Source organism: Acidisoma sp. S159 (assembly GCF_009766125.1).
In the GTDB taxonomy this organism is placed as follows: domain Bacteria; phylum Pseudomonadota; class Alphaproteobacteria; order Acetobacterales; family Acetobacteraceae; genus Acidisoma.
In genome coordinates this window covers 1-12,535 of record NZ_LMUG01000018.1, presented here as the reverse complement: position 1 = coordinate 12,535, position 12,535 = coordinate 1, and the positions used below count along the sequence as shown (strand labels likewise).

Annotated in this window: 10 protein-coding genes and 1 pseudogene; 3 read left to right on the top strand and 8 right to left on the bottom strand. The window is 60.5% G+C overall.

Features of this window, described 5'->3' with window-relative positions; all coding sequences use genetic code 11:
• The first annotated feature begins 165 nt into the window (after window positions 1-165).
• Window positions 166-1,195 (top strand): annotated as a pseudogene (locus GSQ92_RS07275) (IS110 family transposase).
• A gap of 23 nt (window positions 1,196-1,218) precedes the next feature.
• Here the strand turns inward: GSQ92_RS07275 and GSQ92_RS07270 are convergent.
• The 6 genes from GSQ92_RS07270 to GSQ92_RS07245 form a co-directional block, all read right to left on the bottom strand.
• Window positions 1,219-1,875 carry a hypothetical protein gene (locus GSQ92_RS07270; RefSeq protein WP_158800932.1) on the bottom strand — a complete coding sequence of 219 codons (657 nt, stop codon included), beginning with the start codon at window positions 1,873-1,875 and terminating at the stop codon, window positions 1,219-1,221.
• A gap of 279 nt (window positions 1,876-2,154) precedes the next feature.
• Window positions 2,155-2,736 (bottom strand): TetR/AcrR family transcriptional regulator, encoded by a 582-nt coding sequence (locus tag GSQ92_RS07265; protein ID WP_158800933.1) that lies wholly within the window; start codon window positions 2,734-2,736, stop codon window positions 2,155-2,157.
• A gap of 17 nt (window positions 2,737-2,753) precedes the next feature.
• Window positions 2,754-4,220 carry an amidase family protein gene (locus GSQ92_RS07260; RefSeq protein ID WP_158800934.1) on the bottom strand — a complete coding sequence of 489 codons (1,467 nt, stop codon included), beginning with the start codon at window positions 4,218-4,220 and terminating at the stop codon, window positions 2,754-2,756.
• A gap of 207 nt (window positions 4,221-4,427) precedes the next feature.
• Entirely contained in the window at window positions 4,428-5,900 is a 1,473-nt protein-coding gene (locus GSQ92_RS07255) for an MATE family efflux transporter (RefSeq protein ID WP_254065443.1), read from the bottom strand.
• 333 nt (window positions 5,901-6,233) lie between these two features.
• Window positions 6,234-6,674 carry a GNAT family N-acetyltransferase gene (locus tag GSQ92_RS07250; protein ID WP_216849867.1) on the bottom strand — a complete coding sequence of 147 codons (441 nt, stop codon included), beginning with the start codon at window positions 6,672-6,674 and terminating at the stop codon, window positions 6,234-6,236.
• A 70-nt stretch (window positions 6,675-6,744) separates the two neighbouring features.
• Window positions 6,745-8,817, bottom strand: a complete 2,073-nt coding sequence (locus GSQ92_RS07245; protein ID WP_158800935.1) for an ATP-dependent helicase — start codon at window positions 8,815-8,817, stop codon at window positions 6,745-6,747.
• Between the two features lie 572 nt (window positions 8,818-9,389).
• On the opposite strand from GSQ92_RS07245, the gene GSQ92_RS31645 reads away from it, so the two are divergent.
• Window positions 9,390-9,596, top strand: coding sequence for a TetR family transcriptional regulator (locus GSQ92_RS31645; protein ID WP_158800936.1), 207 nt, complete (start codon window positions 9,390-9,392; stop codon window positions 9,594-9,596).
• A 106-nt stretch (window positions 9,597-9,702) separates the two neighbouring features.
• Here the strand turns inward: GSQ92_RS31645 and GSQ92_RS07235 are convergent, their stop codons facing one another.
• Window positions 9,703-9,900, bottom strand: coding sequence for a hypothetical protein (locus GSQ92_RS07235; protein WP_158800937.1), 198 nt, complete (start codon window positions 9,898-9,900; stop codon window positions 9,703-9,705).
• 108 nt (window positions 9,901-10,008) lie between these two features.
• A complete protein-coding gene (locus GSQ92_RS31640; protein WP_158800942.1) occupies window positions 10,009-10,140 on the bottom strand; it encodes an AraC family transcriptional regulator in 132 nt (43 codons plus the stop codon).
• An 846-nt stretch (window positions 10,141-10,986) separates the two neighbouring features.
• Between GSQ92_RS31640 and GSQ92_RS07225 the strand changes: the two genes are divergently transcribed.
• On the top strand, window positions 10,987-11,457 hold the full coding sequence (locus tag GSQ92_RS07225; protein ID WP_159013253.1) for a YHS domain-containing (seleno)protein: 471 nt from the start codon (window positions 10,987-10,989) through the stop codon (window positions 11,455-11,457).
• Window positions 11,458-12,535: the final 1,078 nt, after the last annotated feature.

The window sequence follows — 12,535 nt, the reverse complement described above, 5'->3', positions numbered from 1 at the left end:
AGGCGCCAGAGCGGCTACGGCATCCATCAGGACTCCTCGTCGCTGACGATCGGCAGACCCAGAAGCGAAGCCACTTTTATGGGATGGCCCGCCCCTTATCTCTCCAATACCGCGAAGTTGGAGCGCTAAGCTGGCAAGGCAACCGGAGAAACAGGAGCGGGGCTGATGGAGATCGCAGTATTAGGTATCGACCTGGGCAAGAACAGCTGCAGTGTCGTGGGGCTGGATACAACGGGCCGTGTTGTCCTGAAGCGTCGCCTCCATCGCGATGGCGTCGTCAAGCTTGCTGGGGGCCTACCTAGCTGCGTGATGGCGATGGAGGCCTGCTGTGGTGCGCACCATCTTGGCCGGATACTGCGCGATCACGGACACGATGTTCGGCTGATGTCGCCGGAATATGTCCGGCCCTACGTAAAGGCCCAGAAGAATGATGACCGGGATGCCGAGGCAATCGCCGAAGCGGCAACGCGGCCGACCATGCAGTTCGTGGAGCTGAAGAGTGAGACACAGCTCGACATGCAGAGCCTGCACCGTGCCCGCGACCGGCTGATCGGCGAGAGGACGGCCCTGATCAACCAGCTGCGCGCCATCCTGCTGGAGCGTGGCATCATCATGCCACAAGGACGGCGAAAGCTGGAACTACACCTCGATACGCGGCTTGCTGGAGAAACCGTTGCATTGAGCACAAGGACCCGCCTGCTGGTTGACGACCTGCGCCTCGAGTGGCGCGAACTGGACCGCCGAATCGAGGTCTTTGACGCCGAGTTCGCAGCGCAGGCGCGCACCGACGAGACCGCCCGATTGTTGACCACGATCCCAGGTATTGGCCCCTTGAACGCAACGGCGCTGGCGGCCGCAATCGGCAACGCCCAGAACTTTCCAACGTGGACGCGACCTGGCAGCCTGGCTGGGGCTGGTGCCGAAGCAGATGACAACCGGCGGCAAGCCAAAGCTGTTGGGCATCAACAAGCGAGGCAACGGATACTTGCGCAAGATGCTGATCCACGGGGCGCGAGCGGCCTTGCCGCCACTGTCCACGGGTGAGACGCCGATGGGCGACTGGTTGCGCGGTCTGCTCGCACGAGCGCATGTGAACACCGTGGTGGTCGCGCTGGCCGCCAAGCTGGCAAGGATCATCTGCGCAGTGCTGCGTAGCGGGCGGAAGTTCGAGCTTACGACTGCAACGGTATCATAACCAATAGAATTGGCCAGCCGCGCTCATCCGGCGCGGACGGCTGATGGGGTCTGCGGGTGGTAAATGCGAGATGGCCTGACAGTCGATCGGCGTTCTGGAAACCTGGCCAAAAAAATGGCATTCGTCGCCGCCACTTTTATGAGGACCAGGACGTGCGGATCTCCATCTTGGCCGGGACTTGTCCCAAGGCCGGATACGTTGGCGTAGACTGACCAGATCGGATCGCAGAAATCGCTTGCAGACGGGGCGGGCCATACGTTTTTTGGATGTCGATGACCTGCCTCGGCACGACGGAGCTGGAGCGTGAGACGCTTATTGTCGCGCACCAATTGGGCGTGTTCAACCACCACGGGATCGATCGGCGCGCATCTGGGGCCGCGCTTGACGGCCTTCAAGGCTTCATAGGCGCCAGCGTCACGTTGGCGGCGCCAGTCGGTCAGCGCCGACGAATAAAGCCCCTCGCGTCTCAAAATCCCGCCGGCGCCCCCCGGCCCCACGCGGTCGATCTCACGGAGAATTCTGAGCTTGTCGGCAGCTGTGAACGTGCGCCGACGCGGACGGTCCTCAAGTTCGGGCGACGCTGCCGATGGCGCTGAAACCAGCGTCGGCCTAGGGCCATCCTCGTTTTCAGCGCCATCGGCAGCAAAGGGCTTTTCGGATGTCGTGCGGGGCATGACCATGTCGATGTTTCACCTGCGCCCTCAAGGCTAAACTTCCCGGACGTCAATGTCTCATCGTCATTGGCACGGAGGGCCGCCCATCGCGCCGGCCGCTTGTGTTATGACTGCATTGCCGTTGTAGCCGCCGAAACCAGACGATCGGTGTTGTTGAAGTTGTAAATGCCTTCTTGACCTCCTGCATGGCGACTGAAAGAGCTTTAGGCATCACTGACAGTTCGCGAAACAGGATGGAATTGCTCGCGCCGCCGACCAGCGTGCCGTTCCCAACTCCCGACGCAATCACGCAGGTGGCGTCCTTGCTAGCAGCAGTGCCGCCTCGACGCCGCCTTCCAACATCCGTTCTGCGTTGGTGGCGCCCGTCACGGCGCGCGCTAACTGGAGGGTGCCAACCATGAGGGCGAAGATTGCGGTCGCGCGGCGACCGGCTACAGCGGAGTCGGCGTCTGGGAGCTGTGCTGCCAAAACAGAAATGTAGCTTTGTAACCCCTCCTCGTAGGCCTGCCGGGTTGGCGATGGCTGTCGAGCGATTTCCGGCAGCAAAGCCGCCGAAGGACATCCGCATGCTGGATTTCTGAGATGCTCACGACTCAGGTAGTTTCGGATTACGCCCTCAAGTTCGTGGCAGCCCCGCAGGCTTTCTTCAAGCCGATGTTGATGATCTCCGAGCGCGCTCGCAAGCGTCTCGCGAACAAGCTCTTCTTTGGACGCAAAGTGGGGGTAGAATGCGCCATTGGTCAGGCCTGCTTCGGCCATGATTCCGGCGATCCCCGCAGCCGATATCCCTTCATGTCGGAACCGTTTCGAGGCCACCTCGAGAATGTGCTGTCGCGTTGCCGCTTTGTGTCCCTTCTCGAAACGCATAGTCTATTCTCCACCATTCAATTCAGCCGGGCAGCCAAGACGCTTTCGATCCGGCGTGCAAGATTCAGGAGCGCCCGGTCACTGCCCACTGGCGCATCCAGCTCAAGGCCAATTGGGAGACCGCCCCGCGACAGGCCCACGGGAAGGCTGATGCCTGGCAGACCCAGAAAGCTCGCCACCACGGTGTGGTTCGCCAGCACCAGGTCGCTCACCGCGAGGCCGGCGATCGAAAAATTTGCCTGCTGATCGACCAGGGGAGCCGTGCAGGGCGTGGTCGGTTGCAAAATCGCCTGCACCCCGTGTTCGAGAAAAGCCGTGTCGAGACGACGCTGGATTTCCGGCCGGCTCACAGTCAGTGCGGCCTGATAGGTTTCGACCGAGGTCGCGCCACCGCCGTCCGGCATCACCATATAGCGCCACGCGCCCTGAAGTTCGGGCTTCAGACTATCGACGACCGCCTCGAAAGTGGTAGGAATATCATGTTGCCGAAGGAACTCAGACACAGCGCCCATCGTCTCATGGAAAAAGACGCTCCACGTGGCTGTTTGCGAAAGGGCGCCGAAATCATCGCCCAAGTCCACCTCGACTACCTCAGCGCCAGCACCCCGTAGCCTCTCCACCACTTCACGGAAGCGTGCATCGACATCCGGCTCGACAAGATCGAGAAATTGCCGCGGCGCATAAGCCAGCCGAACATCCTTGACTCCAGCTGCAGCCGCGGAGAGTCCCGAAGACCGCTCGCCGGTGACGACCTGGTCTATAAGAGCGCAATCCTCGACGTTGCGGGCGATCACGCCCGTCGTATCGAGTGTATGCGAGATCGGCGCCACGCCGGCTGTGGGCCACCGCCTGGTCGTCGGCTTGAAACCGACCACGCCGCACAGTGATGCGGGCACGCGGATCGATCCGATCGTGTCGCCGCCCAAAGACGCGGGCACGATGCCGGCGGCTACGGATGCGGCAGAGCCACTGGACGAACCGCCCGATATGCGACCAGGTGAGACCGGATTCTTCACCTGACCATAGCGGTCATTATGGCCGGTAAGCCCGAAAGACATCTCGACGAGGTTATTCTTACCGAACACCAGAGCACCCGCACCTTTGATCGCGCGAACAGCGTCCGCATCTTCGCGCGGGACGAAAAAGGCCAGCGATTCCAGGCCGAGGCTGGTGGGAATGCCTTTCGTCAAATAGCTATCCTTGATCCCGATCGGTACGCCCAAGAGCGGGGACGACGACCCGGCCGCCCTCGCCTCGTCCGCTTCGCGCGCCGCGTTGAGGACTGCGGTCTCGTCGATAGTGATGAAGGCGTTAAGATTGGCCTGCAACCGCGCGTTTCGCAACAGGGCGGTGGCGTAAACCTCAGAGGTGATTTCGCCGCTTCGGATCGCTTGGGCGGCTGCCGCGACCCCGAGTGAGGTAACGTCCGGTTCCTTGGGCGGTGCAGTGCGGCTGGAGATCGTAGTTGTTGCCGTGTTGGTCATAATTCCTCGCAAAAGTTGCAACCAGTCATTTCAGGGTCGCTGTGGGTCGCTAGCGGGCTTCTTCGGGCGCAAAGGAAAACGAGTTCGCATGACGACGGATACGTCCGGCATGCGGTGCGCCAAAATGCGCAGGAAACATCAGGTTTCATATGTTCTTCTCAACCTGCCGGGTGGCACTGAAAGCGCGACGTCGCTGAAACTAGGCGGTCAAGACGACCGCGCCTTCGCGCCGGCGTTGTTAGCAGCGGTACGCCACAATGCACCGGACAGCGCTGCGGCCGCGCATATGGTGGCTGCGGTGATCAAAGCGACCGCGACGAGTACAAAAAGTCCTGCTGCGGGAAAGCCGAATATAGCGACGGCGAGCCATCCTCCCCCGGCCGCGATCACTAGCCGGATCGCTCCAGCGAGGAATATCCAACCCATACGGCCGCTGCCCTGCGCCGCGAAACCAAGCGCGAAAGTGATGCCATTGGCGGCGTAGAGAGGCGCGACGATCCGAAAATACAGCGATCCCGTCTCCAGGACAGCGCCGTCATGGGTAAACAGGCCGATCCAAAGCCAGGGAAAGATCGCGACCAAGAGGCCTACCGTCTCTGTGAAAGTCACGCTGACGACGGTCCCGAACCATGCGATTCTCTTCGCCCGCGCGATGTTGCCGGCGCCGATATTGGTGCCCACCATGGTCAGCACGGCCGTTCCCAGGCCGAACAGTATGGGAATGAGCACGTAGTCGAGCCGCGATGCCGTGCCGTAGCCACCGATCGCAGCGACACCGAACCGGCCAACGGCCGCCGTGACGAGCAGCACCATCAGATTCAATTGGATCGTGTTCAGGGCGGCAAGAAGACCGACCTTAAGAATGTCGCGGAACAACGACCAGCGCAGTCGATCGAGCAACAGGCGTAGGCCCGATCGCCCGATCGCCATGTATCGCACCATCACGGCTGCGGCCGCACAGTAGTAGAGCGTGACGGCAATGCCGGCGCCAGCGACTCCGAAGCCTGGAAACGGCCCGACGCCGAAGATGAGTGCCGGCGAGAGGGGCACGAGCACCGCAGCGCCGATAAATGTCACCAATGCCGGAACCCGCACGTTGCCGATACCTCGGAGTGCGGCGGACAGAAGATTGACGACCCAGATCGGCACTGCCGAGAGGAAGATGAAGTCCGAGTACACCAGTGCCGAGTGTAGAGCCTCGCCAGTTCCGCCTAACGCCCGGTAGAGAGGGCTGCCAAATCCGATGGCGAGGACCGAAAACAGCATGCCGAAGACTACGGCGATCACGAGCGTATGCAGGACAAGGGCGTTCGCGTCCTCATGTCTGCCGGCGCCCGCGGCCCGTGCCACGGCGGAGGCCACCCCGCCGCCGATCCCTCCGGCGGCCATCATCGTCATCAGCATCCAGACGGGAAATACCAGCGCGACGCCGACCAGCGCATGGGTGCCGAGACGCGATACGTAAAAGGTCTCTGCGACATTCACGAGAGTCTGTGCGACGAGAACGCCGATTGTCGGCAGCGCAAGCCGCATCATTATCTTGAAGATTGGGCCGTGTAGCATGGCCTCGCGCACCTGAAGTTTGGCCGCGCCATGCATATTCTTGGCGGTCCCACGTGTGGCTTTCGCATCAACGGACGCGTCGGCACTATTCGGCGCTGATTTGGCGCCTTCATTCATTCCGATACTCATTGGATGCGCTTAAGCCTCAAGCGTGTTTCAGCTTCGAGGAAGAAACCGAACGCATTCGCTCTCCTCCTTGGCAACGACCCGACATTTCGGGATCGAAGTGAACGCCTTTGCATTATGGTCATAATGCACGATTACGACCATAATGCAAATTCGGTCATTCCTTCCAGCAATGCAATAAAAGCATGGGCCAGTCAGCCCCGTCGGCTTTCAGCCGACCTGGCCCCTTCGTGCTGCCGCCGAGTGCCGAGGATTATCCGGCGTGATAGTTCCGAGCAGTTGGAGTTCGTCGAGACAGTCCGCAGCCCAGATAAATCCGGACCATCAACCGGCCGCGACGCCCCGGTCCAATATCATCCAATTACTATTTGCCTCGCCCGGCCGGAATCCGTAGCGAGCATATAGTCCATGTGCATCCGCGGTTGTGAGCGTCCAGAGCGAGACAGTCGCGAGTTCGGGATGTGCCAGGATTGTTTCCACCAGTGCCTTGCCGAGACCAAGCCCGCGCGAGGCCGGCTGGATAACGACATCGCCGAGATGAGCGCGAAAGGCGTAGTCGGTTAGCAGCCGGGCACAGCCGACCTGCGTCCCGTCGATACTGTAGATGCCGAAGCACAGGCAATTGGCCCAGCTGCGCTCGGTCAGGGCGCGCGACCTGCCGATAGCCCAATAGGCGTCGGCCAACGCGCCATGGACGAATTCCATGTCGAGACGCTCGCGGTCGTCGCTAATAACATAGCCGTTCGACAGACTGACCGCGTGCACCTGCGGCTTCACCAAGGTTGAAATGGAGCCAGCTTTTGGACAGGAAGCCCGGCCACGACGTTAACCCGTCTCACCGCCACATGCCGCGCATACGCGCGCCGACGTCGATCCGGACCTGGCTGATCGCCGCTTGTCTTGCCACCTCGGTCGCAAGAATTGGCCAGGTGACGCTCTCGAACAGCGGCAGCAGATTGCCCGGGATGAACCGCGTGCGGGAGGCGTAGACATGGCGGTCGCCCATCGAAGCTTGGCCATGGGTGAAAAAACGGCGCGGTGTGACGAGATTCAGCGTGTCCTTGGCCCGCGTCATGGCGACGTAGAGCAGCCGCCGCTCCTCCTCGATCTCCGCCGTCGTTCCGGTTCCGAGGTCCGACGGTATGCAGCCATCCACCACGTTGAGCACGAAGACCGACTTCCATTCCTGTCCTTTTGCCGAATGGATGGTCGAGAGGCTCAGGTAATCCTCGTCCAACAGCGGTACACCGGCCTGATCGCTGGTGGCGTCCGGTGGATCGAGCGTGAGGTCAGTTAGAAAGCGCGTGCGGGACGCATAGCCGGCCGCGATCTGCTCGAGCTGCAGCAGATCGGTCTGCCGAATAGCGGGTTCTTCGTGCATCCGCTCGAGATGGGGCGTGTACCAGAGCCGCGCGTAGCCAATTTCCGCCGGCCAGCCCGCCTTACCCGACCGGAGTTGCAAAACAGTGGTCACGAGGTCCGTCCACCCCTTACCCGCTCGGGGCGGGGCGGTGATCTCCGCCAGCGCGCCAATTGGATCAACCTGATCCGCCATCGCCTCCAGCACACGTTGCGCTGATGTTGGGCCGATGCCGGGCAGCAGCTGCAGGACACGGAAACCGGCCACTTGGTCTCGCGGGTTCTCCACGAAACGTAGCAGCGCCAACAGATCCTTGACGTGCGCCGTGTCGAGGAATTTGAGGCCACCAAATTTGACAAAGGGGATGTTGCGACGGGTCAGCTCGATTTCGAGAGGTCCGCTGTGACTTGATGTGCGGAACAACACGGCCTGGTGTTTCAGCTCTGTGCCCCCTTCCCTGTTCTCCAGCACGCGGTCGACCACGTAGCGAGCCTGATCAGCCTCGTCGCGGACGCTGACGAGTTCCGGCAATTCACCCGATTGTCTCTCGGTCCAAAGGTTTTTAGTGAATCGCTCCGCGGCAAGGCCAATTACACCATTGGCGGCCGCGAGAATGGGCTGTGTCGAGCGGTAGTTTCGATCCAAGGTGATGATGGTGGCGGCCGGGCTGAACTGGCTGGGGAAATCGAGAATGTTGCGAACTGTCGCCGCGCGGAACGCATAGATGGATTGAGCGTCGTCCCCCACAACGGTCAGGCCCGCGCCCTCGGGCTTCAAAGCCATGAGGATGCTGGATTGGAGGCGATTGGTATCCTGGTATTCGTCCACGAGCACGTGATCGAAGCGCGCGCCGATATGGGATGCCAAGGCGGGCTCGCCGGCCATCTGCGCCCAATAAAGCAGTAGGTCGTCGTAATCGAGCACGCCTTGCGCCTGCTTGGCCTCAACGTAGCTCGCGAACAGCTCCCGCAGCTGCGTCTCCCAGGCGGCGCACCAGGGGAAGTGTCCCTTCAACACGGTCTCCAGCGGCGTCTCAGCGTTGACGGCTCGGGAGTAGATCGCCAAGCAAGTACCCTTGGTGGGAAATCGACTTTCCGTCTGGGAAAACCCGAGCCGATGACGAAACAGGTTCATCAGGTCGGATGAATCCTGCCGGTCATGGATCGTGAAATTGGGTTGCAGCCCAATCTGCTCAGCGTACTCCCGTAGTAATCTGGCGCCGATCGCGTGGAAGGTCCCGGCCCAGGAGAGTGCGTCCGACATAATGCCTGCTTTGGAGCCGAGAACCTTCAAACAGATGCTCTCGACACGCCGGCTCATCTCAGACGCGGCGCGGCGGGAAAAGGTCATCAGCAGAATGCGGCGGGGATCCACGCCGCTGACGATCAGATTGGCGACCCGATGGGCCAGGGTATTCGTCTTGCCCGATCCCGCTCCGGCGATGACGAGGAGCGGCCCTGCCAGGTCGCCAGCGTTCTCGCCGCCGATACCATGATCTACGGCCCGACGCTGCTCGGTATTTAATTTGGCGAGATGGTCGAGAGGCATCTATGCGCACCGGCGGTCAAAGGGACCGCAATCAACCATGTTTCTCGTTTTGTTCACAAGGGCGCTGTTGGGGCGGTCCATTCCGGCGTGCCGATGCATGCTTCAATTGACGCTGCTCGCTTGCTGGCAAACGAAAACGGCAAGATGAACGAAGCGCTCCCGCCAATCCTTCAGGAGCGTGCACTCCTAATCTCTTGACCGCGGCCTGCCGCCCGCGTCAGTCTTCTGGACTGTCTCCCAAGAGGTGAAATCGGGAGCTGCGTGGCAATGGAAGACAACAAGCCGATTGCGCTGAACGTCCTAGGGGAACTTTCATCGACCGCGATTCGTCCGTCGGCTCCCGCTACTTCGTGCCGGGTAACGTCCGGCATAATCCAACCATTTCCGATGGCCCCGGGACGATCGCGGCGATGATTGCGGGCTTCCCCGCCAATTTCCAATATGAACCAGGCATGGCTGTGGCGGACGGCGACCTGGTAATGGTGCAGGGCCGCTACACGGGGTGGGGTCCAAAGCCGATGATCGCCGCATCTTCCGGATAGCAACGGGCAAGTCGTGAGCACTGGGACGTGATGCATAAGCAGTTTGCAGCATCACGCGCTCGACGCCGCGACGCGCCTACTCTGGGAGCATGCTGCGAGAGGACCTCCTTCGCCGAACTCGGCTCGGCCATGCGCATTGGACACGCGACGTTCTACAGCAAGTTCAAGAGCAAAGAGGAGCTTTGCCGCGAAGCGGCCAGACATTACATCGCGGAATATGCGGGCTTCTTTTTCTGACGCCTTGAAAAGTGGCAACGACTCTAGGTCTGCGTTCCAATCTGTAATGGAAGCGAGTGCCTACGCATTTACGCGTGAAGGCCTCCCCAGAGGATGCATGGTCTCACTAGGCGGCACCCACCGCCCGCCGGGACTGGCCTCGGTGTGCGACGATATGGGTGATCTCCGGAGCTTTGGCGAAGCATCCTTGTTCGAGCGGCCGCGCCAGGGCATTGGCGACGGCGACATGTCGCCAGCTGCCGACGTGGAAGGACCGGCCTCGTTCCTGGAGGCCACCCTTCATGGGATGGCAGTGAAAGCCCATGACAGGGTTTCCCTTGAGCGCCTCCTGACGATCGGACGTATTGCAATGAAGGCCTGGCCCATCTCGGGAGAAGACCGAGCGAGAGACTAACCAACGAACCGGTGTAACCTAATCAAGGAGCCGCCGGTATTGGGACGGCGTAAGCCCAGTGGCTTGCCCGAAAGCCGTTGTCAAGTGGCTGACATAGGGAAATCCGCAGACTTGGCCGATTTCCTTCGAGGAACGTGACCCCTCCGACAGTAGTTACTGCGCATACTTGATACCCCGGGACCTGATGTAGTTTATCGGATATGTTCCCACACTTCTGCGGAATTCCCGAAATAGATGACGCTCGCTGCGACCGGCGACCTCCGCAATGCTGGCGAGGCTCACTTGCTCTGACAAATGTTCCCGCATGTAGCTTTGATTGACTTCAGCTGATTTGTCGTCGGCCCCCGTAGTGAAAAGGGACACCTATGTCGTCAATACCGGGCGCGGTAATTCGTCGATCGTGGGGCTGTCGTCCGCACACTTGAGTCGAGGTAATTGGCCGGATATTCGGGCGATGTGTGGTTTCCACAACCTGCGCCGGCTGACGATCCGGCAACGGACGCAGCAGGGTGCCTTACCGTCGAGATAGAGCTGTCCGTGCCATGCAACGACAACATCTTCGCGATTGGAGACCTGGTGGCTTCGAATGCCTGGAACGGAAAGCCAGGCATTGCTCAACAGCTTGCCGTTGGAGTTTGGTGTCCGAGCGCATAGGTCTCCCTGACGAAATCGGCAATCACACCATTGACGGCAAGCTTTCGACCCCGCTCGTCCATCCGGCCCTCGGCACCGAGCACCCTACCTAGCCCATTCTGAGGCGGTTGCCGCCTCAGCCGGGACTGCACCGCGTCGCAGGATTTCGCAAAATTTCGGCGGCCGATCGGGAAGCTTTCGTTACGTAGCGACGGGACCGAACTATGACCTAACGTCTGACGCTTCGACCTCGCCGCCGCTCTCGGTTCGGGGAACACGGCTCTCCACACGGGGAGCTGCTGTTACACGGCTCCGTCGGCGACTGCGGAGATGCTCCATCAGGATGTTCAAAGGGAGTTAAAAATGCGTACGACCAGTAAGGCGCTGACTTTGCTGACAATGGCTATCCTCGCGTTTCCAGCTTTCGCTGACACAGCTCCACAAATGAGCGGGATGCCAAGATTGGCCATTGGCGGCTACGATACTGTTGCTTATTTTTCTGCTGGACGGGCCGTCCCAGGTACTCTTGAATATCAAACTATTTGGCATGGTGCGCGTTGGCAATTTGCCAGCAAAGAGGATCTCGATCTCTTCACATCCAATCCTGAAAAATATGCAGCCCAATATGACGGACACTGTGCAATGGGTGTTGCCGTTGGGAATGGCCACAAAGCTACTGTCGATCCTGAGGCTTTCACGATCGTCGGCGGCAAGCTGTATATCAATCATACGAAATACTGGACGACCGTATGGCGCAAGAACGAAGCCGAAAATATAAGTCGAGCAGACAAGAATTGGTCAATGGTCAAAGATACTCCTGAGCCAACAGAGTAAGTTTGAAAAGAGAGGTCTTTTAGAAGGCGGCCTTTTCGGCTCTGGTGCAAAAGTGGCGCTCCTTGATCGGCTCTTCTGACGGCTGAACTGATGGAGCGCTATTCGATTACTGGGCCGAAGGGCGTACGCTAGTATCTGCGGTTCAAGCCAAGCCTGCGCGACTTGGCGGAGATAAATAGGAGCGCGGTCTTCCCCTGACTCACACGACCGTGATGCGCTAGGTGCAGCGTTACGTGCCCGAGTTCGAGAAGTGGCGGAGACGGTTCGGCTCGTCGGTGGGTCCAGCTTGACGGGTCGACGAGATCGACGTCAAAATCGAGCCAGCTACGCCGAAGGGCACGTTGATGGAGACGGCCCAGCGCCACGGGCGTAGGTAGTCAGCGCCCGCTTAAAACAGGGCCCATCACGGGTCAGTTGCTGCAAGGCAAAGTCATATAGGTCATTACGGTGGCCAGTTGCTCCCACGGGAAGCTGCGAAGCAGGGTGAGCCGCTCGGCCGACGTCATCATCGCGCCGCCCCGCCGAACCCTCCGCGGCACTCAGGCCGCGAACAGCATCGGCAAGCGAATGCCAACCCGCAGAGCACGCGGCCGGCCGTAGCGACGCGCAGAGCCGGGGGGGTCACTCGCCGAGCGCTGAACCGATCAGCGAACCATCCGCTCACCGGAATAAGACGGCCAGCACGACCACATTGCTCGTGACCGTGAAGCTCATGCGCAGCAGTGCCGCGTGGAGGCTCTTCGACATAACCGGATGGCGGCGATGGTCATCTTGGTGTCGAGTTGCTCCATGGTGAGACCAACCGCAACAATCAACCCAATGGGCAGGTGCAGTCTAGCATAAGTCGACCGCGAAGGTCGACGCACTCGGCTCTGAAGCAGGCTCCATGACTTGACGGCGCAGCGCCCCGAAGTGCGGTCAACAAGCCCGCTGCATCATCGGATTGAAGCCGACCGATTTTTGGCTTTCGTACGCGCGATCCAACTGCGCACATAAATGCGGCTCTGACTCACTTTTGATGGAATTGGGGTGCTTTCTGGCCTCGGATCAGCGAGGGAGTTCGCCACTGTGCCCCAGA